The sequence below is a fragment of the Candidatus Desulfofervidus auxilii genome (assembly GCA_030262725.1).
GTDB lineage: Bacteria > Desulfobacterota > Desulfofervidia > Desulfofervidales > Desulfofervidaceae > JAJSZS01.
The window spans coordinates 55,469-81,823 of the sequence record JAJSZS010000004.1; the positions used below are offsets into that span (position 1 = coordinate 55,469).

At 33.0% G+C, this 26,355-nt stretch carries 24 protein-coding genes; 8 read left to right on the forward strand and 16 right to left on the reverse strand.

The features are described 5' to 3' along the window. Positions 1-11: 11 nt before the first annotated feature. The 11 genes from LWW95_03495 to LWW95_03545 form a co-directional block, all read right to left on the reverse strand. On the reverse strand, positions 12-1,529 hold the full coding sequence (locus LWW95_03495) for a hypothetical protein (GenBank protein MDL1956103.1): 1,518 nt from the start codon (positions 1,527-1,529) through the stop codon (positions 12-14). Then, positions 1,508-2,056 (reverse strand): CsgG/HfaB family protein, encoded by a 549-nt coding sequence (locus tag LWW95_03500; protein ID MDL1956104.1) that lies wholly within the window; start codon positions 2,054-2,056, stop codon positions 1,508-1,510. Before LWW95_03500 ends, LWW95_03495 begins: the two co-directional genes overlap by 22 nt. Before the next feature lie 9 nt (positions 2,057-2,065). After that, complete coding sequence (locus LWW95_03505; protein MDL1956105.1) at positions 2,066-4,117, reverse strand: hypothetical protein; 2,052 nt, start codon at positions 4,115-4,117, stop codon at positions 2,066-2,068. A 9-nt stretch (positions 4,118-4,126) separates the two neighbouring features. After that, the gene (locus LWW95_03510; GenBank protein MDL1956106.1) at positions 4,127-5,503 is read right to left on the reverse strand and encodes a hypothetical protein; all 1,377 of its coding nucleotides are present in this window, start codon (positions 5,501-5,503) and stop codon (positions 4,127-4,129) included. Positions 5,504-5,518: 15 nt separating this feature from the next. Further along, positions 5,519-5,962 (reverse strand): type II toxin-antitoxin system VapC family toxin, encoded by a 444-nt coding sequence (locus LWW95_03515; GenBank protein MDL1956107.1) that lies wholly within the window; start codon positions 5,960-5,962, stop codon positions 5,519-5,521. After that, the gene (locus LWW95_03520; GenBank protein MDL1956108.1) at positions 5,940-6,182 is read right to left on the reverse strand and encodes a type II toxin-antitoxin system Phd/YefM family antitoxin; all 243 of its coding nucleotides are present in this window, start codon (positions 6,180-6,182) and stop codon (positions 5,940-5,942) included. Before LWW95_03520 ends, LWW95_03515 begins: the two co-directional genes overlap by 23 nt. A gap of 64 nt (positions 6,183-6,246) precedes the next feature. Next, a complete protein-coding gene (locus LWW95_03525) occupies positions 6,247-7,374 on the reverse strand; it encodes a hypothetical protein (protein MDL1956109.1) in 1,128 nt (375 codons plus the stop codon). Between the two features lie 9 nt (positions 7,375-7,383). Continuing rightward, on the reverse strand, positions 7,384-8,436 hold the full coding sequence (locus LWW95_03530; protein ID MDL1956110.1) for a hypothetical protein: 1,053 nt from the start codon (positions 8,434-8,436) through the stop codon (positions 7,384-7,386). A 155-nt stretch (positions 8,437-8,591) separates the two neighbouring features. Further along, positions 8,592-9,452 carry a cytochrome C gene (locus LWW95_03535; protein ID MDL1956111.1) on the reverse strand — a complete coding sequence of 287 codons (861 nt, stop codon included), beginning with the start codon at positions 9,450-9,452 and terminating at the stop codon, positions 8,592-8,594. Between the two features lie 11 nt (positions 9,453-9,463). After that, positions 9,464-10,267: a cytochrome c3 family protein gene (locus LWW95_03540; protein ID MDL1956112.1), complete on the reverse strand. Its 804-nt coding sequence runs from the start codon at positions 10,265-10,267 to the stop codon at positions 9,464-9,466. A 54-nt stretch (positions 10,268-10,321) separates the two neighbouring features. Beyond that, positions 10,322-11,254: a BtaA family protein gene (locus tag LWW95_03545; GenBank protein MDL1956113.1), complete on the reverse strand. Its 933-nt coding sequence runs from the start codon at positions 11,252-11,254 to the stop codon at positions 10,322-10,324. A gap of 22 nt (positions 11,255-11,276) precedes the next feature. On the opposite strand from LWW95_03545, the gene LWW95_03550 reads away from it, so the two are divergent. After that, the gene (locus LWW95_03550; protein MDL1956114.1) at positions 11,277-13,088 is read left to right on the forward strand and encodes an AMP-binding protein; all 1,812 of its coding nucleotides are present in this window, start codon (positions 11,277-11,279) and stop codon (positions 13,086-13,088) included. Between the two features lie 2 nt (positions 13,089-13,090). Here the strand turns inward: LWW95_03550 and uvrB are convergent, their stop codons facing one another. From uvrB to LWW95_03570, 4 genes are read right to left on the reverse strand one after another with little or no spacing between them, the layout of a single operon-like run. Further along, positions 13,091-15,079 (reverse strand): excinuclease ABC subunit UvrB, encoded by a 1,989-nt coding sequence (gene uvrB / locus LWW95_03555; GenBank protein MDL1956115.1) that lies wholly within the window; start codon positions 15,077-15,079, stop codon positions 13,091-13,093. A gap of 60 nt (positions 15,080-15,139) precedes the next feature. Continuing rightward, positions 15,140-15,982 (reverse strand): chordopoxvirus fusion protein, encoded by an 843-nt coding sequence (locus tag LWW95_03560; protein MDL1956116.1) that lies wholly within the window; start codon positions 15,980-15,982, stop codon positions 15,140-15,142. Positions 15,983-16,039: 57 nt separating this feature from the next. After that, a complete protein-coding gene (locus tag LWW95_03565) occupies positions 16,040-16,621 on the reverse strand; it encodes a D-sedoheptulose 7-phosphate isomerase (GenBank protein MDL1956117.1) in 582 nt (193 codons plus the stop codon). Positions 16,622-16,634: 13 nt separating this feature from the next. Beyond that, on the reverse strand, positions 16,635-18,116 hold the full coding sequence (locus tag LWW95_03570) for a LysM peptidoglycan-binding domain-containing protein (GenBank protein ID MDL1956118.1): 1,482 nt from the start codon (positions 18,114-18,116) through the stop codon (positions 16,635-16,637). A 76-nt stretch (positions 18,117-18,192) separates the two neighbouring features. On the opposite strand from LWW95_03570, the gene rimO reads away from it, so the two are divergent. From rimO to LWW95_03600, 6 genes are read left to right on the forward strand one after another with little or no spacing between them, the layout of a single operon-like run. Further along, positions 18,193-19,509, forward strand: a complete 1,317-nt coding sequence (rimO, locus tag LWW95_03575; protein MDL1956119.1) for a 30S ribosomal protein S12 methylthiotransferase RimO — start codon at positions 18,193-18,195, stop codon at positions 19,507-19,509. Positions 19,510-19,521: 12 nt separating this feature from the next. Then, positions 19,522-19,953: an Hsp20/alpha crystallin family protein gene (locus LWW95_03580; GenBank protein ID MDL1956120.1), complete on the forward strand. Its 432-nt coding sequence runs from the start codon at positions 19,522-19,524 to the stop codon at positions 19,951-19,953. A gap of 2 nt (positions 19,954-19,955) precedes the next feature. Beyond that, a complete protein-coding gene (lon, locus tag LWW95_03585; protein ID MDL1956121.1) occupies positions 19,956-22,280 on the forward strand; it encodes an endopeptidase La in 2,325 nt (774 codons plus the stop codon). Positions 22,281-22,283: 3 nt separating this feature from the next. After that, entirely contained in the window at positions 22,284-23,144 is an 861-nt protein-coding gene (locus LWW95_03590) for a PHP domain-containing protein (protein MDL1956122.1), read from the forward strand. 2 nt (positions 23,145-23,146) lie between these two features. Next, positions 23,147-23,662: a hypothetical protein gene (locus tag LWW95_03595; GenBank protein MDL1956123.1), complete on the forward strand. Its 516-nt coding sequence runs from the start codon at positions 23,147-23,149 to the stop codon at positions 23,660-23,662. A 1-nt stretch (position 23,663) separates the two neighbouring features. Next, on the forward strand, positions 23,664-24,410 hold the full coding sequence (locus LWW95_03600; protein MDL1956124.1) for an MBL fold metallo-hydrolase: 747 nt from the start codon (positions 23,664-23,666) through the stop codon (positions 24,408-24,410). An 8-nt stretch (positions 24,411-24,418) separates the two neighbouring features. Here the strand turns inward: LWW95_03600 and LWW95_03605 are convergent, their stop codons facing one another. Continuing rightward, positions 24,419-25,333 (reverse strand): DnaJ domain-containing protein, encoded by a 915-nt coding sequence (locus LWW95_03605; GenBank protein ID MDL1956125.1) that lies wholly within the window; start codon positions 25,331-25,333, stop codon positions 24,419-24,421. A 92-nt stretch (positions 25,334-25,425) separates the two neighbouring features. Between LWW95_03605 and LWW95_03610 the strand changes: the two genes are divergently transcribed. Further along, positions 25,426-26,355 carry a universal stress protein gene (locus LWW95_03610; protein ID MDL1956126.1) on the forward strand — a complete coding sequence of 310 codons (930 nt, stop codon included), beginning with the start codon at positions 25,426-25,428 and terminating at the stop codon, positions 26,353-26,355.

Consider the following 26,355-nt stretch of genomic DNA (forward strand, 5'->3'; position numbering starts at 1 on the left):
TAAAAAATTTTTTAAAATTCATAATCCCAACCAGTAGGTAATTTTTTCTTTTTCTTTTTGCGTTTTTCTATAGTCTTGCCTTTAATAACTAAAGAATTTTTATATTCAGCTTTATTACCTGCAAAGTCTAAAGCTTCTGCTAAAACATAAAGTATTTCTGGATCTTTATCAGGCAAAGGTAATACAACTTCTTCTGGTGGATATCCCTCACCATTGGTTGAATAATAGATATTATCTTCATTATCAGAAATACTCAAATGCCATTTAGAAACATTGGTTTTTTCTTTGCACTTAAGTTTAAATTTGACCTCTTTTTCTTTTAATTCAGCTGATAAATTCAGTTTAGGAGGTGTTATATCAACTATAATCTTCTTTCTTTTTATCGTCGCTATATTCCCTGCCTTATCTTGACAAGCACCTTCAAGAAAATAAGTCCCCTCACTTACTTTATTAAATTGATCATCTTCTCCATGCCATGCCAAACCAAGAGGAAGCTCACCACCTCCTTCAAATCGTCGCACTATTCTTCCATCAGCATCTCTAATTAAAAAACTCCAAAGTTTAATCTTATCTGGATGTAAAAGTGTAGGGAAGAAAATCATCATATCTTTTCTACCATCCCCATTTGGAGAAAAAATCACATTTTCATAAGAAATCCTTATTTTAGGAGGAGTATTATCTACTTCTAAAAAATGTCCTGTATCTAAAAAGCGAAAATGACCATTATTAGTGGCAAGTTTTAATTTTGCATAATATTTTCCTTCCTTATATGGAGCAGAGATAATTTTCTCCCAATAGCCATTTTCTTTTTTTTTCAAAGCCCATTTTTTACCTCCTAAAAGAAGAAAGACCTTTTTAGGAGGCTTTTTAAGAGTAACTATCCTTAAAGATACATTTACTGAAGCACCACCCTGTACTAAAGAAGGAAAAAGAGAAAAATTTTCCAATGCAAATAAAGGTTTTTCTATAGGTTGTATCTTTTCAAATTTAATTTTTTTTGGAAATTCAGCTAAAAGTCTTTCTAAAGCATTGTCAATCAATTTATCAACAGATTTTATTTCACCCCGACAGAACCAAGAGATAAAATCTTCACTTGCAAGAGCTACATAATTTCCCCATAATACTGTGCCTGTCTCACTTGCCACTACCCTTAATCCAATCCCTATTTTAGGATGCTCACCGCTATCATAAAGGTCAACCCAGCTAATTACAACCGCATCTATACCAAAGAGTTTTTTTAACTCCTTAGCCTGAGCCTGGGTAACAACACCAAAGCGACGCACCCGATTTTGCAAAAAAAAGTCTTCTAATTTGGAAGGTAAAATGACATCAAAATTATATTTCTCTTTAAGTCTTTGAGCAATCTCAACCACAATTTCTTCAGGGACATCATTTTGACCACTTATATTATATAATGGAAAAAATGCTATTTTTTTTAAGCTTAGAATTTTTGAAGAAACTTCAACTGTAAAAATTAAAACAAATAGACAAACAAAAAATACATTTTTTAAGATAATGTTTTTAAACATTTTTGTATTAAAGTATAACTTACTTCTGTTAAACTTTTCTCACCTATACCAAAAAGGCGATTAAGTATTCCTCCGCCTTTCTCACTAGCACTTACCTGCCAGATTACCTTTCCAGACTGAACATCAATTAATTTAAGAGAAATAGCTACTATAGCCAAAGAAATACCACCTGATTGTTCTGTTTTATACTCATCTACTGAGCCAGTAAAAACAGCTTGTACAGATAATCTTTGACCAATTTTTTTTATAAGAGCAGGCGTGATTTCAGAAGGTTCTCTAATTCTAAGTTCTCTTAAAACAGCATCTACTTCACCTCGGTCTACTACTTCAAAAAGCTCTAGTTTAAGAAGTTCTGTCTCAAACACATCTCTTATTCTTTCATGAGCCAGATTATCCCGACTGAAATTGTGCAAAGGAAGAATAGCTACACGCTTTACATAAGAAATATCTGCTGTAGGATGAAGATAATAACGCACCCCAGAACCACATCCAAGTAAAACCAATAGTAAAATGATTAGTCTTTTCATACTAAGCTCCTAAAAACTCAATGAATATTGGACGTAAAAACTTCTACTTTTTTCTTCAATTTCATTAGTAATTTTATTAAAACTCCATCCTGCACGAAAGTTTGAGTGTCTGCCAATATTCCAATTCAAGTCAAGTGTATGAGTCATTTCATCTCTTAGTTCTGCCTCTGTAAATCTACTTATCCAACTTAATTGAATTTTCCGAGTTAAAAATATTCCCATACTATACTCATGTAAAAATCTTGTTTCTATTTCAGTTTTATTATATTGCAAAAAAACTCTTCCGTAAAGACGGGAAGAAGGAGTATACACTAATGTTGTATTGATATTTGTGTAAGTAGTAGTTGTAGTCTCCTCATTACTAGTACGTTGCCAACTTTGATTATAATCTATATCCCAAGAAAGGTATCTTGTAATAATAACTCTTAAATAAATATCAGAAAAAATACTTAAAGATTCAGTTCCTGCTTCACTTTTGGTGCGAGAGACATTAAAATTCCAATTAATATCTACCCCTTCCCAGATGGTAGCTACTGTTGTAAGGATAGCACTATCTACTTTAGAATCATAGCCTTCTTCACTATCGGTTTCTGAATGAGTTAAGGTGAATGAAGTAGTTAAAGTTTCAAAAGGGACTGAACGGATATTGAGACTATAAGTATCTACTATTACTTCATCATCACCAGTAACATTTTTTGATCTTTGGTAACTTAATGTTGGGGTAAAATAACGAGAGAGCTCCCAGGTAATATTAGCACCATGACTTAAGGTATAATTTAATGTATCCTGAGGAGAAATCTCTGCACGGTAATAAGATAGATGATATGCTGTGCTCCACTTCTCCCAAGGACGGGCAGAAAGACTGAAATTTCCTGTCCATGTCTTAGTGGAAGTTTTTGTTTTTTCTTCTACATATTCAAACCCATAGGCTTCAATTTCAGTAATGGATATTGAAGTTTGAGAATGATAGACTACCTTAAAATATTTGGCATTGGTTTCAGAAAAATCAATTTCAAACCGATGATATACAGAATTAAAAGTAAAAGAGGCATTAGAGGTGATAAGTGTCCAGTTTTTGGTTGTATTGTCATCATTACTGTAATAAACAGCCCAGGTAATTTTTTGGGCTTCAGTAGGATTTTCTGGATAGACATATGTTGATTCAGTATAAATATAAATTGTATCAACATTTGCAGCCTCAAAAAGGCCAAGACCAATATTCATATTATTAGAAGCAGATAGCACTACTGTTGTTAAGTCTCCATCAATCAATCCTGGGGTAGATGTTAATTCATCTGGTTTACTAACTGTTGGAGTTGAATCAATACCAGAAAATCCCTCTTTAGGATGTAGTTTTTCTTTTACCGTGCCTGCCTCAAGTCTTGTTATAGTGCTATCAAAATAATTAAATCCTCCTTCCCCAGAAATACTTAGACGATTATCTAAAAAGTTTTGATGAACACCTAAGCGAGAAATATGGTTATTGCCTACCTGTTTTGTGTCTGTCACAAAATCAGTTGAAGTATTACGCATATAATTATACATAATATCAAGGAATTTGTAAGTATGAGTAAAACCGGCTAAAAGACTATCTGATTTGGTATTTATTTGGTGCTCCTCTAAGTGGTCTTTGCTTCGCGAATGGGTATATTGAAATGACATCTTTGGCCATTTTTCCATTTGACTCATCATATTTAAATTCCAAAAAGAGGTGGTTAATCTTTGGTCATCATATGTTTCAATACGATTATAAGAAGCATTGCCAGAGAAATACTCATTAATGGTATTAAGAGAAAAGGTAGGATAAAGAGTAGTTTGTTCATCTTTGTTAGTCTTTGAATAATTAACTCTTGTACTTAAATTGCAAGTTGTATTAGGGGTAAGGTAAGCTGAATAATCTAAAAAATAGTTTTGAATTAATTGCCAAGTAGTTTCTTTTTCTCCGTCAGATTCTGTTTTAGTATTGCGATAATAAATATCTAAGCTGCCTGTTATATCTTGCGCAAAACAAGAAAGACTTAAAAGGAAAGAACATATTACTATAACTATCCATAGCTTCACAAATCTCTCCTATTCACCAGTTAAAATCAGAGCATAAGGTTCATTTCCTACAGAAATACGCTCAATTTCCTTTTCTCTTATCAAATCTATTACACTAACAGTGTTTTCTTTTAGGTTAGTTACATAAAGCAATTTTCTATCTCTGTCTAAAGCCAAACCACAAGGATGAGTACCAACAGAGATTCTTTTAAAAACTACATTGCTTAAAGGATTAATAAAAGAAATATCATTACTTTTTTCTCCAGTCACATAAAACCAATTTTGAAGTCCTTCAATAATCCTAGCTGGGGAATTTGGGACAAAAATAGTTCGAACTTCCTCTAAAAAAAGACGTTTCAAAACAGTTACAGTATTTGTTTGAGCATTTGAAACCAAAATATATCTATCTGTTACTATAAGATATCTTGGTTTTCCTCCAACACCTATTGTATGTACAACAGTATTATCATAAGTATCTATAACAGAAATATCATTAGAATAACTATTTGCTACATAAACATATCTCCCATTAGGGTCTGCAGCTATACCTATTGGGCGTTGTCCTACATCTATCTTTTTTACAAAGTGTTTTGCCTGAGCATCTATAACCAAGACAGCATTAGAACTTGTAGCAGTAACATAAAGATATTCTCTACCCATAACTGAAACTAATACTAATTCATTAAGCTCAACACCCATAGGACAGGAAATAGTATCCATTACCCGATTGCTCATCACCTCTATAACTGAAATATTTTGAGAAATTGAGTTTACAACATAAAGGCGACTTTTGTCTTCTGAAAGCACCATACCTTTTGGGGATTTACCAACAGTAATATTATCAATTACCTGATGTGTACCACGGTCAATAACTGAAATATAATTATCACCTGAATTGCTGACATAAAGCAAAAGTTGCTTTAAACCTGTCCTGCCCTGACCAATCTCCATTGCTAAAGTAAATGTATCATCCTTTATAGAATTTTCAGGATACCATGTTAAAAAAAGGCTTGTAGTCTGTTTTGGACGAATATTGATAGAAACTGAAAAGATAAATAGTCCATTTTTTGAAAGAGAAAGAGGCTTATATTTTGAATAGGCTTCTTTTACTTTAAATGAAATTTTTTGATAAAAACCTGCTGGCAATTGAATTTTGGCAAGTAAAATTTGTTTATTAAGAAGGGAAAGGGCATCTATTTTTTTTAGTGTTGGGGTAGAATTAAATGTTAAACCAGACTTATCCTCTATCTGGATGGTCTCTAAAACGAATTTTACACTGACTGGGCGACCTACAGTTTGAAGGTATATTATCAACTCACCTTGTTTTTCAGATATTTCTCTAGAAAAAGGAACACAGCTAAGAATAAAAAATAAAATAAAAATAGAAAAATAAGAAATATATCTCATTAGTTTCCTCCTAACTCACTTAAATGGGTTCACTGCCTTTATTTCTTTTATATTTTTAAAATCATTTACATTTATTGTATAAATGGTAGAAATTCCCTTACTGAGCATAGTAGCTACTAAAAATATATCAAAAAACCTTTGAGCACAAATATTATATTTATGCCCTAATTCAATAGCAATTTTTAATACTTCTTCTGTAGGATAAATTTTTCTTATAAAATCTGCTTCTAAATATTTCTTTACTTCTTCTTTAGCTACTTGTGGAGACAAAGGTTTTTCCACTCTTTTTCTGTCCGTTATAACAGCATAAAACTCAACAAGATTTTGGATTGAGACATAAGTCTTTAAAATACCTTTTTCGGCTTTTTCTCTTAGTGCCTTGGCTTTACTATGAAAAGGAGAGGCTTTATTGGCTGCATAGACAAGAATATTAGTATCAAACAGAACTTGAACGTCCATTGTAAATATCTTTCCTTCTTATAGTGCCTTTTATTGCACCAAGATCATATTCACCAAAAATAATCTTTTGATTTCTTTTAAGCCTCCTATATTCCTCAATGGGAAGAAGCACTGCTACTGGACGTCCCCTTTTTTCTAAGATTATAGGCCCTTCAATTTCAACTTGTTTAATCAATTTAGAGATTTGACTCCTCAATTTAGATAAATTAATTGTCTGCATAAATTTACCTCTTTAATTGTTTGTTTAAACATAGCATATAATAAATGACTGTCAAGTTAAGTTTTTAAAAGTTAGAACTGCCATGATAGTGACATTCTGAGCATGGTTTTCCAGTATGATCTCTATAATGGCAACGCAAACAAAGTGTTTTCCAACCATCATGAGTATCTGCTGTAACATTAGTAATATTGCCATTCACTTCTTTTCTTATTAAATACTTATATGAATAAGAACCATGAGGTTCATGACAATCCAGACAGGATAAGACATAATTAGATACAGCAGTTACATCATAAGGAGGCTTTATTATAGGTTGTCCATCACGATAATCTCTACTTCTTATTGCATTTCCATGTTTATCTGTATTCCAATTTATAGGGGTATGAGAAAGACCATAACTGCCCATATCATAAACATGACAGTCTTGACAGAAGCTAACATAATCAATAGTTTTTTGTGCTTGAGTATTTAAATCACAACTAGCACCATCTGGTTCACAAGCAGTAGTACTATTATGACGATAAGGTGCCTGATATTTATTAGGAGCATAATCATTCATTGTCTGAGTCCAAAGCTCATTATGAGCAGAAGGTTTAGATATGGCAGAATAATTAGGATCACCTGGATTTTCTTTATTTCTTCTGGCTAAATGAGGATTGTGGCAGGCACAACAGGGATTTGAATCTTCTTTGAACCAGGAAGAAAAATTTGTTTTAGCAAAGTCCCAAACATCATAAAGATTATGGTAAGAATTTTGATTGAATGCCTCATATATACTGTCAATGCTAGAATCAGTATATCCACCAAAAGTGCGGCTATAATTATAATTAGTAAAATTTGGTGTTTGTAAACTAGTTGCATCAGTGTAACAATGACAATAAAAGCAAAAATTATCAGATTGTTCATAAGAACCTGTAGATTTACCACTAAAATTGTCTGCAAAAAGACAGAATGCAGAAGCATCTCCTGATGAAGGCGTTGGCTCTCCTCCATCAATACTTGCATGCTGCTCATGACAATGAGCACAGTTACCTCTAGCATAGCCACTTAATTCAGTCACATCTCTTTTTACACCATAACTGTTATTACCATGGGCAGAATTAAGATAAGGGCCAGCTATGACTATGTGGCTAGTGTTTAAAACCAAAATAATTGAGATTATAAGAGAAAGTTTTTGAATCCAATCTTTCATAAATCTCTCCTAATCCTTTGTTGTATGGCAAACATTACACCCATTTGTTCCACTACCTGGCCATCCTTGATAATCCCAACGCAATATATCTGGATAAGGAGAAGCATGTGGACGATGACAGGAAAGACAAGAAACTTGATCCTGTCCTGGTGTTACAGTTGAGCTAGCTCCTGTCATACTTGTTAAAGTGCTTTCAAGTCTAGCTATAGGAGCTAAAGGATTATATGTTGTATAATTTGCATATTCACCACTATTTGGTAAGGCAATATCTGATGGATGCCTTTTCCAATGCTCAGTATTTTCTCCATAAAATCCCCAATGACATGCAGCACAAAATCTACTTATAGAATGAGATTTACCTGAATAATCCCCTGAACTAGCAGCACCACAATATTCATTATGGTCACTTGAGCTTACATCATATTCCCAATCATCATCTTCTATACCTGCAACCCCATAAAAATTATAACTACCTTGCTGGAAAGTATATGGATGGAAAGAGTCAAGGCTTAAAAACCTATATTTAACTTCCTCATCATCACCTACAACTGGGCCACTATCATCTCCATGATGTTTTGGATTATGACAAAAGATACATTTAGTAAGCTCCATATTACCACTACCATGACAACTACTGCAGGTTTTACCACTCACAAAACCAGGGGTTTGAGTAAAATTTGGATCTTTACTTACGCCAGGAATAGCAGTTACATTATGACCACATCCATCACAGCCATTGGCTACCCAATAAAAATTTCCACCTGCTAATGGATTTGTTGGCTCTTGGGTATTATAAACAATGGGAACACTGCTTTTTCCACTTCCTGCACCAATTTCCTTTATGGTTTGACTATCGTTTGAAGAATGACACCCTACACAGTCATTTACTAATAAATATTCTCTTGGCCCACCTTTCTCCCAATAAGATGGCCATGGACTTTGACTGGAATGCATTGTATGACAATTTGAACAAACACCTGTTACCTTAGCCAGAAGATAGGTAGGAAATAAACAAATAATTAATAAAAATACTATTAAATAACTTTTTTTTTGTTCATACATCACATTTTTTTTACTGCCTATCTTTATTTTTGTCAATTTATCTCTTCATATTATATCGGAAAAAAATATTCTTTTGTCCGACATTTAAAATTCAAAAAAATAGGGAGCTCATTCCTTTAAAAGGAATTCGCTCCCTAAATAATCAAAATTTTCTTTTACCTTATTGTTGCCTCTGCCGGCAGATTATGTGGATCTATATGGCATTTCAAACAATCAGGAAATTGCTTAAGTAATGCTTCACTATGAGACTGAGGATGACATTCTGTGCATTTAGGAATATATTTATGTACATTATGACATTCTACACAAGCGACATCATGATGCTTACTTAAACTTGCATCTAAAGTCTCCATAATCTCTCCATGACAAACACCACATATCTCATTAGGTGTCTCTTCTGCATATTTTAATGGTCTAACCGGTGAATGCACTGGATGACATTCCAAACATTGTTCATTTGTAGTTAATGTTGCTAAATGAGGCTCATGACAATCCATACAATTAGGAATATAACCATGTTTTTCATGACATAGAGAACAAGATTGCTCACTATGCAAACTAGGATATTGTTTCATCTCATCACCTATCTTACCATGACAAGTAAGGCAATTATTTTCTAACATTGTTGACATAGGTATTTTCTTTGGGGCATGTGGTTCAACATGACACTCCATACATTTGGCTAAAGTCTCTCCATGATATAATCCATGACAATTTTCACATTTTGGCATAATTTCAGCCCAGTTTTGTTTTATAGGATTATACATATGAAATTGTTCATGACAATCAGTACAATAAATCTGATGTCTCCCACCTTCTTTACGAATCAAATTATAAATTGGACTATGACACTGACCGCATTCAACAGGTGTTAATTTTTTAGGCTCTTCTGCATAAAGAGAAGATACTTCTTTTTGTGGCTCAACAGAAGGTGCAACCTTCTCTTTTGGTGTTGGAGGAACACACGCTGCCAAGATAAAAATTACTATTACTAAAAATACAAACTTACCCTTCATAAATTTCCTCCTTATTTAATCAAATCATGCGCACCTTTATGACACATATTACATTCAGGAAAATTGACTAACATAGTTTGAGGGTGGGGAGTACCATGGCAAGTTTCACATGCAGGTATTACTGCATGTTTGGCGCGATGGCAATAAACACAGGTTAAATCATGATGTTTTGTTTTATTTTTATCTAACATATCCGCTACATCATCATGACATGCAGCACAGTAATTATTAGGTATATCAGACCCATAACCAATTACTAAAGGCTTATGTGGAGGATGACAAGTAAGACAATCTTCATTTTTCATTTCTGCTGTATGAGGTGAATGACAACGCAAACAAGGTGGTATCTCTCTATGGCGAGTATGACATTCATTACATCCTAAGTCCGTATGAGAACTTGGATGCTCCTTTAATTCTTTACCTTGAGCAGCATGACAAGTAAGACATGGTTCCACAATTTTGCCTTCAAATTTTATATTTAAAGGTTGATGAGGATTTGTATGACAACCAGCACAATTTTCAAGTTCAAAATGAGGCTCTCCTGAGTGGCACATATCACAAGCAGGAATAATCTCTTCTTTTGCTACCATTGGAGGGTGACCTTCATGACAGTCAAGACAACCTATTTCTGTCTTATGCTTTGCACCATTTTCATCCACTTGTTTTACTATCTGAGGATGGCACTTGATGCAATCTTGATCTGTTAATTCTGCAGTTGGTTCTGTAGTTGTTTCAGCATAAGTTATATAAACTGAAAAAATAATACTAATAATTAAAGAAAAACACACATAGAATTTCCGCAAACCACAATTCATTCCCAATCCCCCTTTTATCTTTAGCTTGCTAAATAGCATTTCTGCTTTTTTCTGTCAAGTAAAAAATTTCTTGTTTTTAAAGATAATAAGTGCATGAGTGAAATGGCTTCCTTTAATAAGTGGAGTAGAAAAAGAAAAAGAAAATATTTTTAAATTTATTTTTAATTTCTCACTTATCTTTTTTTCATGCATTATTAGATTTGGCATTTTTTCAACATTTCCAAAACAATAAATTAGCAGCAATCCATCAATATTTAATCGTTTTAGGGCTTTAATATAAAGTTCTTCCAAAATAGCCTCAATCTCATCTTCTCTATCCTGAGTTAAAAGATTCTGTTTTATATATTCGGGAATATTTGAAAGGTAAATCATGTCAAAATATTCATTAAATTCTTCCAAAGCAGTTTCAATGGAAAGATTGAATAAATAATAGGGCTTTATTGCTTTTTTGGCTTTTAAAAATGAGCTTTCATCAATAAAATGGGGAATAAGATGAGCAAATGTGAGTTCACGCTGATTTGGCGATAAAAAATTATTTCCATCTACATTTTTATCAAGCCAATCTTTAGCAGCAGATGAAAGATAAGGGCGTAGTTTTAAATAAATACTTTTTTTCTCAAAAGGGGTTACTGAAGGAAAGAGAGAATTTTGATAGTAAGGAGCAAATAAGGTTCTAAATGATTTGAAAGAAAGATATTTAATAGCAGCCTTTTTTAATTCATTAATAAAACAGGCTTTTCTAGCAATATCTACTGCCCAAATTTCTTTTACACCCAGTGACCAAAGATTAAGTATATTATCACCTGAATTAGCAATAATTAAAACCTTTTTCCCTTGCCAAGGAAATTTATGCCAAATAAGAAATGGAAAGTCTGTGGCTAAAATATAAGGTTCTGCTTCTATGTCAAAACCACTTTCACTTTTTAAAGAAAGTTTTTCAGATAAACGGTAAATCTCATCTTGTGAAAAGCTTGCCTTATCTTTCATTTTTTGAAAAAATAGAAAAACTATGAATCATTTAAACACTTTAAAGGAGCTTTTTCAAGAAACAGTTACTCATCATTCAAACCTTCCTTTTTTGGAAATATGGGACGGAGAAAAATATCTTTATTTTAATTATAAGGATATTGAAAAATTTGTGTATAAACTTGGAGCAGGATTAAATAAATTAAGACTCATTTCAGGTGAAAAAATAGCCTTATTAGGAGAAAATTCACCAGGTTGGATTGTCTGTTATCTGGCAATCGTTTGTGGTGGATGGGTAGCTGTGCCTTTGGATAAAGAGTTAAAAACAAAAGAAATATTAAAACAGATTAAATTTTCAGAAGCAAAAATACTTTTTATTTCAGAAACAATTTCGCCAAATTTTAAAGGTATAAAGCCTGATGGATTTAAAATTTATAAATTTGATCCTTTTTTAAAAAAGGATATATCTGGATTGATGGATGAAGATGAAAATGAGCAAAAAATTTATAAAGAAAGACAAATAGAAAAAAATCAGCTCGCCTCTATTGTCTTTACATCTGGAACTACAGGTGCAGCTAAAGGTGTTATGCTTACACATTATAATTTTGTTAGTGATATCATTGCTTCTTGTAAACGTATTTATTTTTCCCATAAGGATAAAATGCTCCTTGTCCTACCACTTCATCATACATTTGCCCTTACTGCTGGATTCTTTTGTCCTATGTATCGTGGAGCATCTATAATAATAGAAAATAATAAGGCAAGGATAATTAAGGTCTTTCAGGAAAAAAGACCTACAGTTATGATTGGTGTGCCAAGACTATATGAAGTCTTTTATAATAAAATAGAAGCAGAAATAAAGAAAAAAGGAAATTTAGAAAAATGGGAAAAAGCTATTAATTTTGTAAAAAAAGTAAAAAAAATTACTGGTATTAATGTTGGTCGTCTTGTATTTCGGAAATTACATAAACAATTAGGAGGCAAAATAAAACTTTTTGTAAGTGGTGGTGCCCCTTTACCACCAAATTTGGCTTATAAGTATTTTAATCTTGGCATTCCCCTTTTGCAGGGATGGGGGATGAGTGAACTTGCTCCGGTTGGTAGTATATTACCTTATAGTAAATGGCGTTTTTATTTTACTCATTTTTATGAAAAAAGGATAGCCTCTATTGGACCACCATTAGATGGACTTAAGATGGAACTCATTGATGTGCCAGAAAAGGGGCTTTATATCAATCTGGGAGAAAAGGAAGGAGAATTGATTGTCTCTGGGCCAATGTTAACACCAGGTTATTATAAAGATGAAAAGGCTAATCAAAAGGTCTTTATAGAAGTTAATGGAGAAATTTGGTTTAAAACAGGGGACATAGGAAAAAAAGATGAAGAGGGCAATTTTTATATTACAGGTCGTTCAAAATATGTTATTGTTACTTCAGAAGGGAAAAATGTCCATCCTGAAGAGATAGAAGAGGTATTGGATCAAAGTCCACTCATTCAGGAATCACTTGTTTTAGGACATAAAGATCATAAAGGAGAGAAAATTGTAGCTATCATTGCCCCTCACACAGAAAATCTAAAACAATATTTAAAAGAATTAAATCTTGCTTTTAATTGGGAAAATATTTATGAAGTCATTTATAAAGAAATGCAAAAACAATTAAAGAATATTGCAAACTATAAATGGCCTTCTGATTTTGCTATCACTGATTATAATGAAGAAAAAGAAGAATTTGAAACTTTTGAAAAAACAACTACTTTAAAAATTAAAAGAGATTTATATAAATTTTCCCTTTTTGATAGTTATCAAACCCTTAAAAAGGGTGGTTGGAGAAAGATATTTTTTAAAAGATTATAATTTTACCCCCATTTAAGAGCAATTGCTTCAAGCTCCTTGATTTTATCTCTCAAAATAGCTGCCCTTTCAAATTCTAAAGCCTCTGCAGCAGCATACATTTCTTTTTTTAAACGGGCAATCTCTTGATCAAGTTCTTCACGACTATGATATTCTATTTCAGGCTCTTTAATCAAACCTACCTCAGTATAATCTGCTTCATAAATAGAAGTGATAATATCATCTATTTTCTTTTTAATAGTGGCTGGAGTAATATTATGTTTTTTATTGTATTCTTCTTGAATCTTTCTTCTCCTTTCTGTCTCAATTATTGCCAAACGCATAGATTGAGTTATTTCATTGGCATAAAAGATTACTTCTCCATGTACATTTCTGGCAGCCCTTCCACAAGTTTGGATTAAAGAACGTTGAGAACGCAAAAAACCTTCTTTATCTGCATCTAAGATAGCTACTAAAGATACTTCAGGCAAATCAAGCCCCTCTCTTAGTAAGTTTATTCCAATTAATACATCAAATTCCCCTTTTCTTAAATCTCTAATAATTTGCACCCTTTCTAATGTATCAATATCTGAATGCATATATTTAACCCTTATACCTAAATTGGCATAGTATTCAGTTAAATCTTCAGCCATCCTTTTTGTTAAAGTAGTAACAAGCACACGTTCACCCCTTGCTGCTCGTTTTTTAATCTCACTTAATAAATCATCTACTTGATTATTTGCTGGTCTGACATGAATCTTTGGATCCATCAGACCTGTAGGTCTAATGATCTGTTCTATCACTCGCCCTTTTGCCTTTTTTAACTCATAATCCCCTGGGGTAGCTGAAACATAGATTACCTGATTGATTCTTTCCTCAAACTCTTCAAAATTTAAAGGACGATTATCTAAAGCTGAAGGCAAACGCCAGCCATATTCAACCAAAGTCTCTTTACGAGAACGATCTCCAACATACATTCCTCTGATTTGAGGCACTGTAATGTGGCTCTCATCAATAAAAAGAAGATAATCATCAGGAAAATAGTCAAGCAATGTATATGGAGGTTCTCCAGGAGCACGTCCATCTAAATAGCGGGCATAATTTTCAATGCCATGACAATAACCCAGTTCTGCCATCATCTCTAAATCAAAAAGAGTACGCTCACGAATACGTTGTGCTTCTATTAAGCGGTTTTGTTTTAAGAAAAATTCAACTCTTTCTTCCATTTCTTTTTTAATCGCTTCAATTATATCAATAAGACTACCTCCTTCAGCTAAATAATGAGTAGCAGGATGAAGGATAACCTCACTTACCCTTTGCCTTGTTTTCCCTCTTAAAGGGTCAATAAGATAAATAGCTTCAACCATATCATCAAAAAATTCTATTCTTACTGCTTCATCCTCTTCATAAGCAGGAAATATTTCTATACGCTCACCACGCACACGAAAGGTGCCACGTTTAAATTCAATGTCATTACGTTGATATTGCATATCTATCAATTTTCTTATAACTGTATCACGATCCCTTTGCTCTCCTTCTACCAAAATCAGATGATGTGCATGATAAGCCTTAGGAGAACCAAGCCCATAAATGCATGATACACTAGCTACAATAATGACATCTCTTCTGGTTAAAAGGGCATGAGTTGCCCTGTGACGTAAACGATCAATTGTATCATTAATAGAAGCATCTTTAGCAATATAAGTATCTGTTTCTGGAATGTATGCCTCTGGCTGATAATAATCATAATAACTTACAAAAAATTCTACTGCATTTTCCGGGAAAAGCCTTTTAAATTCTCCATAAAGTTGTGCAGCCAAAGCCTTATTTGGAGCAATCACTAGAGTAGGTTTTTGTACCTGAGCAATGATATTGGCCATGGTAAAGGTTTTGCCAGAACCAGTTACTCCTAAAAGGACTTGATGCTTTATCCCTTTTTTTATCCCTTCTACTAAGGCAGAAATTGCCTTTGGTTGATCACCTTTTGGTTTGAAATCAGAAACAAGTTTAAACATAAATTTAAAAAATTTTATCGCAAAAAAGGGATTTGGCAAGATTAAAGGGTCAGTATATTTTTACATTAAAACTTTAAGTTGATATGAAAAATAAAGTTTAATCCCTTTCTCCTCAATATATTTCCTTACTTGAGGAGAAGCTTGATAAGTAACTACAACAAAAAGCCTCTCTCCAGGAAATAAATGCTCTATTCGAGAAAGCTTTTTAAGAAAAAGATCTATATCTCTTTTCTTAAGCTGTGTCTTACACTCACCGAGTATCCAAATTGAACTTCCATCCTTTTTCCCTCTACCTAAAAGATTTATTTCCTCATAACGATTTGGAGAAATTTCTATAAAATCTCTTTTTATCTCCTCTATCTCTATACCAAAATCTCTTTTAATTAGCTCTGGAAGACCTAAGTAGGCTCTGTCCTCAAGAATATATCCAACTGTATGAGATAGTCCTCCAAGCTCCTCCCTTGTCTTTTTGTGTTCGCCTATAAGTTTCCTAAGCTCCTCCTCTGTCTTTTTCTGTGCCTCTGCCAACTCATTTAGCCTTATCTCTGTCTTTTTCTGTGCCTCTGCCAACTCATTTAGCCTTATCTCTGTCTTTTTCTGTGCCTCTGCTAATTCATTTACTCTTGCCTCTGTCTTTTTCTGTGCCTCTGCTAGCTCTTGAACCGCTGTTTCTAGTCTGCCAATCCTTCTCTCTGATTCTTCTTGAGCCTTCGTTAACCTCTCTATTGCTTCCCATACCCTTTGAAAACTTTCCTCAGTCTTTTTTGCAAACTCTAAAAATTCCTTCCTTGTTATAGATTCTTCCCTTTGTTTCTCTACTTCTTCTAAAAGCGCAATCAAAACTTCCCTTATAGTAGGATCAACCGCTTCCAATCTCTTTATCAACTCTATACTAAATGGCACAATTACCTCCTTTAACAAAACTAAATCTTTTTAATTAATATGTCAAATACCAGTGATTTAAGATTCGGAAAATAATGCCTTTTCTACTAATTCACATATAATATGACCTATCATAATGTGAGCTTCTTGAATACGTGGGGTATCTTTTGAAGGAACCTTTATTAAATATTTACATAAACCATCAAATTTTCCGCCACCTTTCCCAGTCATTCCTACTGTTATCATACCAATCTCATTGGCAGTTTCTAAAGCCCTTATTACATTTTTAGACATACCAGAAGTAGATATTCCAACTAAAATATCTCCTTTTTTGCCTTTTGCTTTTATCAATCTTGAAAAAACTTCATCATAAGAATAATCATTTGCCACTGCTGTTAGGTATGATGTATTTACATGAAGGGCTTCAGCAAAAAGGGGTGCCCTTTCAAGATAAAATTTCCCTGACAATTCTGCTGCTAAATGCTGGGCATCTGCAGCACTGCCTCCGTTTCCACAAAAAAATACCTTTCCATCATTTTTAAATGTATTTATCATAATCTCTGCAACTTCTTTAATTATATTAAGTAGGCTTTTATCTTCCAAAATCATCTTTTTAATATTTATTGAATCATTTATAGCTCTTGTAATGGTTTCTAGCATAAAACCTCCAAATTTACATTGTTTTTATTTTTAATTTATCACCAGGATGAATAAGAGGAGATTGAAGATTATTTAAAAGCATAATTTCTTTTGGAGTAGTTTTAAAACGGCGTGCAATGTCCCAAAGTGTATCACCTTTTTTCACTTTATAAATAATAATCTTTGTAACAATAGGAATAATCAATTGATCACCAGGTTGAAGATAACCTTTAATTTTATTCAATTTTTTTAAATGATTAATAGAAACATTAAAAAGTCGTGCAATGTCCCATAAAGTATCACCAGATTTTACTGTATAAATTATTTTTAATTTACCACTTTTTTCATCTTTTTCTACATAAACTCGCTTACGCGGTTCACCATAAGGAATAAGTAATTTTTGACCTGGTCTAAGCAAATAGGGAGGTGAAAGATTGTTTAATTTTGCAATAAAATGAATATATTTACGACTTTTCTTAGCAATTTCCCAAAGTGTATCTCCAGATTTTACTGTATAAATATAAAAATGTGGAAAAATTTCTGTTGTCTCTATCTGAGCTTGAAGGGCAGCTGTTACTATTTCTATTTTTTCTTTAGGAACTCGTAAAAAATAGGGATAAGGTGGTGTAAAAGGGCGCTTTAAAGCAGGATTTAACATTTTTAATTTACTTAATTTTATACCTGTATCCTGAGCTAAAGTAAAAAGATCAGCTAAACCTGTTGTAGTCACTTTTTCGTAATTCCATGGGATTTCGGATTCTATATTAAAACCATATTTTTTTGGATTTTTAGCAATAGTTATAATAGCTAACCACTTAGGCACGTAATTCTTTGTTTCAAGTTTCATCTCTTTAGCTTTTTTAATAAGACACCAATAATCTTTTGTTTTATATTTTTTCAAAAGTCTTTGAATAATACCATGTCCAGCATTATAAGCAGCAGCAGCCAAATACCAGTCATTAAATTGGTTATAAAGGTCTTTTAAATATGCAGCTGCTGCTTTAGTAGCAAGTTCTGGGTCTTTTCTCTCATCTACCCATTCATCAATTTTTAAGCCATATTGATAAGCTGTAGTAGCAATAAATTGCCAAGGGCCACAGGCATGAGAAGGAGAATAAGCATGATTATCAAAACCACTTTCAATAAAGACTAAATAAAATAATTCTCTTGGCAAACCTTCTTTTACCAAAATTTTTTCCATCATCTGTTTATAATAACGAGCTAATGTAAAATGTTTCTTTAGTGAACTTCTTCCTTTGGATGTGTGAGTATAATAATAAAGATATGCTTTAACTCTTTCATTTAAAACTATAGGTATAGTAGGAACTTTTTTAATTGATTGTGAAATAACAGTTATTTTTTTAGCTTGAACTACTGGCTTCTTTAGATGAGGTTTAATTTCTTCTTTTTTTACCTTTGGTATTTTTTCTTGAAGTGGTTTTTTCGACTTACGCTGATGGGGAGCACAGCTAAATAATAAAATTCCACATAATAGAATTTTTAAAACATTCCCCATTTGACGGAAAGTATAGCTTTATATAATATGGCATGTTAATATACTATAAAAAAATTTTTGGCAAGAGATTTTTGAAGTGAAAAAAGTTTATCTCCTTTCTTTGGGTTGTCCTAAAAATTTAGTAGATAATGAAATCCTTTCTACCCTCTTACAAGAAAAAGAATTTGAAATAGTTAATGACCCTAATGAAAGTGAAATAATTTTAATTAGTACATGTGCATTTATTCGATTGGCAGTAGAAGAAACAATTGAATCTATTCTTGAACTTGCTCATTTAAAACAACCTTATCAAAAACTTGTTGTTATTGGTTGCTTAGTAGAACGATATAAAGATCAATTACCATCACTTTTACCAGAAGTAGATGCTTGGATTGGAATTAAAAGTCTGCCTTATTTACCAGATTGGTTAGAAAAAAACTCTTTACCAAAATTATCTTTAGAAGGCCCTGGATGGCAAAAAGCTGATTATTTTAAACGTATACCCTCTAATCCATTTACAGCTTATGTAAAAATTGCTGAAGGTTGCTCAAATCATTGCACTTTCTGTACTATTCCTAAAATTAGAGGTCCACTTAAAAGCCGTCCTATAGAGGAAATTGTTACTGAAGTAGAACAGTTAGTAAAACAGGGAATAAAAGAGATTGTACTTGTAGCACATGAAACATCTGCTTATGGACTTGACCTTTATGGTAAAGCTTCATTAACTTCACTTCTTAAAACTTTAGATAAAACTGGTGTTACATGGTTACGGATACTTTATGTCCATCCTCAACGTGCTTTTTCTTTAATAGAAGCATTTAATGCCTGTTCACATCTTACACCTTATTTAGATATTCCTATTCAGCACATAGATACTAAAGTATTGAAAAGTATGGGCAGAGGGATGAAAGAAAAAGATTTAAGAGAGATTATTCTTTTTTTAAAAAAACACTTGCCAAATGTTAAACTACGTACTACTGTAATGGTAGGTTTTCCAACAGAAACAGAAGAAGCATTTAAAAAATTGTTATCTTTTCTTGAAGAAGTAGCTTTTGATCATTTGGGGGTTTTTAAATATTCTGCAGAAGAAGGCACTGCTGCTTTTAAGTTAGGAGATAAAGTACCAGAAGAAGTAAAAGATGAAAGATTTGAAATAGTAATGAATTTACAACAAGAAATTGCACGAAAAAAACATCAAAATTATGTAGGTACTAAAGAAACTGTCTTTATTGACCGTTTAGAAGAAGGTTATGTGGCCGTAGGACGTACACCTTGGCAAGCTCCTGAAATAGATGGTGAAGTGTATATTACAAAAGGAGAAGCCTTGCTAGGAGAAATAAAAAAAGTAAAAATAATTGATGCTTATGATTATGATTTAATAGGAATTATAACAGGGCCTTCTAATAATTTTTGAAGGAGGTTTTAAATGAAAATAAATCTTGAAGAAGAATTTGAAAAAATGAATCAAAGAATTAGGACTTTAATGGATTCAATTTTTCAACAAATGTCACCATGGCCTGTATTGTCAGGTAGTTGGATACCGGATATGGATGTATTTGAGACAGATAAAGAGCTGATTATTATAATAGATGCAGCTGGCGTAAATAAAGAGGATTTTAATATTACTCTTGAGGGCAATATTTTACGCATCAGTGGTTATCGCAATGAGCCTATAAATCCTTATCCACGTCGTCCTCATCAAATAGAGATTCATTATGGGCCCTTTGAACGTGTATATCGATTGCCTTGTGCAGTTAAAACAGAAGGGATTGCTGCTTCTTATCGGAATGGATTATTAGAAATCCGATTACCTAAAAAAGGTGTTACTGTTGTTAAAAAGATTGAAGAAAGGGGATAATAATGCCTGAAGAAATATCTATTCCAAAAGAAATATCAATTTTACCTTCTCGTGATATGGTTTTATTTCCTAAAATGATGGTTCCTTTTGTTATTACTGATTCAAATTTAATTAAGCTTGTAGATGATGTCCTTGTTAGTAATAAAATTATTGGTATTGTTACTATGAAAAAAGATGAGGAATCAAAAAAACCTCCAGAAAATCTTTATCAAATAGGATGTGCAGCTCAAATATTAAAGATGTCAAAGGTACCAGATGTGGGAGTACGTTTAATGGTGCAGGGTTTAGCCCGTATACGCATTATGGAATATATTCAAATAGAACCATATCTTAGAGCAACAGTTTCTCCACATTATGATGTGTTTGAAAAGGATGTAGAGATAGATGCATTAATTACCAATATTCGTGGACTTTTTCGAAAAGTAGTAGAACTTTCTCCCTATTTGCCTTCAGAATTAAGTATTATGGCTATGAATGTAGAAGACCCTGGAATGCTTGCAGATATGGTAGCTTCTACTCTCAATATCTCTAAAGAAGACAAACAAAAGGTACTTGAGAGCTTTGATGTAAAAGAACGCATGAGAGAAGTTGTACGCTTTCTTAATCGTGAAATTGAAGTTTTAGAACTAGCAAATAAGATTCAGGCACAAGTAAAGGAAGATATGGATAAAGCCCAGCGGGAATATTTTTTACGACAGCAATTAAAGGCTATTATGAAAGAACTAGGAGAAAAAGATGAACGTGAAGCAGAAATAGAAGAATTAAGAGCAAAAATTAAAGAAAAAAATTTACCAGAAGCTGCAGCAAAAGAGGCAGAAAGAGAATTGAATCGTTTGGCACGTATGAATCCAGCTTCACCTGAATATGTAGTTGCAAGAACATACTTAGATTGGATTTTAGAATTACCTTGGAATGAAAGCACTCAAGACAATATTGATATCGCTATAGCTAGAAAAATTCTTGATGAAGACCATTATAATTTAGAAAAAGTTAAAAAAAGAATGTTAGAATATTTGGCAGTTAGAAAACTCAAACCAGATGCAAAAGGTTCTATCCTTTGTTTTGTAGGCCCACCAGGTACAGGCAAAACTTCTCTTGGCAAATCTATTGCTAGAGCATTGGGAAGAAAGTTTGTACGTGTGTCGTTAGGAGGAATAAGAGATGAAGCTGAAATCAGAGGACATCGCCGAACCTATGTTGGTGCCATGCCAGGAAAGATCATTCAAGGTCTTAAAAAAGCAGGTTCAAATAATCCTGTTTTTATGCTTGATGAAATTGATAAATTGGGAGCAGATTTTAGAGGTGACCCTTCCGCGGCACTTTTAGAAGTACTTGATCCAGAACAAAATTATGCGTTTGTTGACCATTATCTTGGTGTTGAATTTGATTTATCAAAGGTGATGTTTATTTGCACAGCCAATATTTTAGACACTATTCCAGGACCATTACGTGATAGGATGGAAATTCTTGAGTTGCCAGGTTATACAGTTCAAGAAAAAGTACAAATTGCTGAAAAATATCTTATCCCTAGACAACTTGACGCACATGGTCTTAATGAAAATCATTTAAAATTTGATCCTAAAGCTATTGAAAAAATCATACTTAATTACACGCGAGAAGCTGGTTTAAGAAATCTAGAAAGACAAATAGCAGCTATCTGTCGCCAAGTAGCTGTTGAAGTGGCAGAAGGGAAAAAACAATCAGAATTTATTACTCCTGAAAATGTTAGCAATTTTTTAGGTCCTCCAAAATTCTATCGAGAAGTGGCTGAAAGAACAGTTGAGCCTGGCGTAGCAACAGGACTTGCCTGGACACCCACTGGTGGTGAAATTATGTTTGTAGAAGCAACCAAGATGCGAGGAAAAAAGTCATTAACCCTTACTGGTTCATTAGGTGAAGTAATGAAAGAATCAGCAGAAACTGCTTTAAGTTATGTACGATCAAAAGCTGCTCATTTTGGTATACCTGAAGATTTTTATGAAAATAATGATATTCATATCCATGTTCCTGCAGGTGCTATTCCAAAAGATGGGCCTTCAGCTGGCATTACTATTTGTACAGCTTTAGTCTCTTTATTAACAGAAAAACCAGTAAGAAATGACTTGGCTATGACTGGTGAAATTACTCTTAGAGGTCTTGTTTTACCTGTTGGTGGAATTAAAGAAAAAGTGCTTGCTGCACATTTAGCTGGTATAAAATATGTTGCATTACCAAAAAAGAATAAAAATGATTTAGAAGAGGTGCCAAAAGAGGTGAAAGAAAGTATAAAATTTTTATTTATAGAAAAAGTAGAAGAAATTGTGGATTTTGCTTTAAAGGAAAAATAAAAAATGGAACTCATAGATCTACATACTCATTCTACTGCTTCGGATGGCTCTTTTAATCCAGAAGAATTAGTTTTATTAGCTAAAAAAACAGGTTTAAAGGCAATTGCTCTTACTGATCATGATACTGTAGAGGGACTCGATAAGTTTTTAGAAACAGGCAAAAAAATAAATTTGGAAACCATACCTGGAGTAGAATTAAGTGCTTATTTTGAAAAAGGGACTCTTCATATTTTAGGTTATTTTTTAGATTATCATAATAAAACCTTTCTTTCTCGCTTAAAAAGTTTTCAAGAAGCAAGAGCAGAGCGTAATCCAAAGATTATTAAAAAACTTCAGGATTTAGGTATTGCTATTACTTATGAAGAAGTAAAACTCATTTCTGGTGGTGGGCAAATCGGTCGCCCACATATTGCTAGGGTTTTGGTAGAAAAAGGAATAGTAAAGGATTTTGATACAGCATTTGAGCAATTTTTGAAAAAGGGGGCTCCGGCTTATGTGGAAAAAGAACGTATAGAACCAAAGGAATGTATTGAAATGATAATAGCAGCTAATGGTATACCAGTATTAGCCCATCCATTTACCCTTCATTTAGATAATGAAGCTTTGGAAGCCTTTATAAAAAAGTTAAAAAATTGGGGACTTGGAGGAATAGAAGTTTATTATACTGAACACACACCTGAACAAACAGCTTATTATATTCAGCTTGCTCAAAAATTTGAACTTTGTATAACAGGAGGCTCTGATTTTCATGGAAAAAATAAAGAAGGGATTGTTTTAGGAAAAGGATATGGGAATTTGGAAGTGCCTTATTATTTATTAGAAAGATTAAAAGAAAAATGGGAAAAAGATTATAAGGGGGTATAAAGATGAACTCTACTGAAACTATTTTAACAGATATTGAGAAAAAATTAGACAGTCTTCGTAAGCTTTATTTGGAAGCAAAAGGAAAGGTTTTTCATCCTCTTTGCCAAAAGGTTTTTGAAATTTTAGCAAAGGAAAAAGAAAAACATTTAGAAAGAATAAAAGAAATAAAAGCATCTATGAAAAAAGGAAAGAGTTGGATAGTGGATAGATGGTTGTGGGATGTTGGTCAAGGTATTCCTAATCCCCTTACTCGTCTTTCAGAATTTTCTAATCTTCCTTTATGTACAGCTGAAGAATTAAAATGGCTTGATGAAATAATGGAAAAAGAAGAAAAATTTTATCATTTTATGGATGAAAAAGTAAAAAAAGCATTACAACCTTTAGTTAAAAGATTTTATTTAAGTCTCGCTTATGAAAGTAGAGGCTGTTATCTTCTACTTTTAGAAACAAAAGATTGTTTAGCACATCCTGAACTTTGGCAACAGCGTATAGAAGCTGTTTTTATAGACGGAGTATAAAATGCCAGAAATTATTATTATTGGCTCAGGCACAGGCATCCCCCGTTTAGAAAGGGCGTCGCCAGCTATTTTGTTAAAAACACAAAATTCAACAATTTTACTTGATAGTGGTCCTGGTACATTGCGACAATTGTTAAAAGTAAATGTTTCATTCTCTCAATTAGATCTCATTCTTTATACTCATTTACATCCTGATCATGTCACTGATTTAATTCACTTTCTTTTTGTGTCTAGATGTAATTTTCAGCGAAAAAAACCTGTTTTTATTTGGGGACCTCCTGGCTTTTTAAAATTTTATAATGCTTTAAAAGAAGCCTTTGGTTATTGGGTGGAAGTACCAGAAATAACCCTTTTAGAAATTCATCCACAAACTATTTGGGCCTATGAAGATGTACAAATTAAACCATTTACTACTATACATACAGAAAATAGCCAAGGATATATTTTAAAGACAGAAGGGAAAAAGATTTGTTATACAGGAGATACTGATTTTAGTGAAAATTTAATAAATGCAGTAAAAGAAGCTGATTTACTTATTTGTGAAGCTTCTTTTCCTTCATTTAAAAAGGTTGAAGGACATTTAACACCAGTGTTGGCAGGTAAGCTGGCAAATTTGGCAAAGGTAAAATGTCTTTTGCTTACTCATATTTATCCGGAATGTGACGCTATAGATATTGTTTCTGAATGCCGTAAATATTATGACAACCCACTTATTATTGCTCAAGACCTGCTTCAGATTAAGATATAAAATGAGATTTAAAGTCCTAATCTAGCTAATTCTTCTAGTAATCTTTTTTGTTCTGATGTAAGATATCTAGGCACTTGAATTAATACCTTTATATAAAGGTCACCACGACCTCCACTTAGTTTAGGCATACCATAACCTTTTAAACGTAGTTTAGTATTAGGCTGTGTTCCAGGAGGTATTTTCACTTCTAATGTTTTGCCATCTATTGTAGGTACATTAATAGTAGTGCCAAGAGCTGCTTGAGTAAAGGTAATTGTGCGATCAATATAAAGGTCATCGCCTTCACGTGTAAAGAGTGGATGATCCAATATACGAATTTTGATATAAAGGTCACCTGCTATGCCACTTGGCCCATATTCTCCTTTGCCTGCTAAACGTAATTTTTGACCTGTTTTTACACCAGGCGGAATCTTAACAATTATTCTTTCCTGCCTCCCACCCCGTTCATAAGCAATGGTCTTTTCTCCACCTTTTGCAGCTTCCTCTAAGGTAATAGCTAATTCATATATGAGATCAGGTCCCTTTACTGGAGCATGTCTTGTACGAACATAACTAAAAGGATCACTATAGGTATAACTTCTGCGTCCAGCGCGTGCACCTCTACCAAAAATATAGCTAAAGAAGTCTTCAGTATCAAAGCCAAGGTCTTTAAGTAAATCTCCAATGTCAAATCCACGAAAGATATCTTCAGTAGTATAATGCTCATGAAACGCAGCACCCATAGCATCATATTGCCGCCTTTTTTCTGGGTCACTTAAAACAGCATACGCTTCATTAATCTCTTTAAACTTTTCTTCTGCCTCTTTGCTCTTGTTACGGTCAGGATGATACTTTAAAACCAAGCGCCTATAAGCACGCTTTATCTCCTCTTGTGTAGCATTCCTTGGTACACCAAGAATTTCATAATAATCTTTCACTTTCATTCCTCCTCCGATTAAGATAAACACTCACTCTTTTAGTGTCAAGGATATTGACAAGTTAAAATATTTAGGCTGTAATGCCTTAAGGAGGAAAAATGGAAGAAAAAATTGAGAAACGTGTATTATTGGCTGTGGATGATTCTACATATGCCTTAAAAGCGGCAGAATATATTGCACGTATATTTAAAGAAGATGAATATTTCAATGTCAATCTAATCCATGTAATGCCTCCTTTACCTCCTATTATTTTTGAAACCCATGATGATATAGAATTTAAACGTTGGCAAATGACATATCGACCAAAACTTGAAAAAAAATATAAAGAAAAAGCCAATAGCATTTTAGAAAAAGTTATAACTTTTTTAAAAGGTCTTGGTTGGCCAGATGAGCGTTTTGAAAAAATTGCATTGTCAGGAAGATCTGGACCTGCACCAGATCTTCTTTTTTATGCTGAACAAGGTCTTTTTGATGCGTTAGTATTAGGAAGACGTGGCATAAGTAAATGGGAAAAAATAATTGTAGGGAGTGTAACAGATAAAATTATTCATGCAGAAAAAACAATACCCATATGGATTGTTGTAGAACCTATTCCTTCAAAAAAGGTACTTATAGCTATAGATGGTTCAGAAAATGCTTTAAGGGCGGCTGACCATGTTGGTTTCATCTTTTCTGGTAGAAATGATATAGAAATTATTTTAATTCATATAATAAAAATCAACTTTATAGGGGAAATTTATCCAGAAAAATGGCAAAAAGCTGTAGAAAAAGTTGCTATTTCATTTATAGAAAAAGCAAAAACAATGCTTATTAAAGCAGGTTTTTCTGAGAAAAATGTTAAGACAGTTATCAAAACTACAACTAAGGATATAGCTAAGGAAATTCTTGAATATCAAGAAAAAGAAAATATAGGAACTATTGCTATGGGTAGACGTGGTGTTTCTAGATTGAAGGCATTTTTTCTTGGAAGTGTTTCTAATAAAGTATTGAATATGATAGAAAAAGGAGCAGTTTGGGTAGTGGATTAG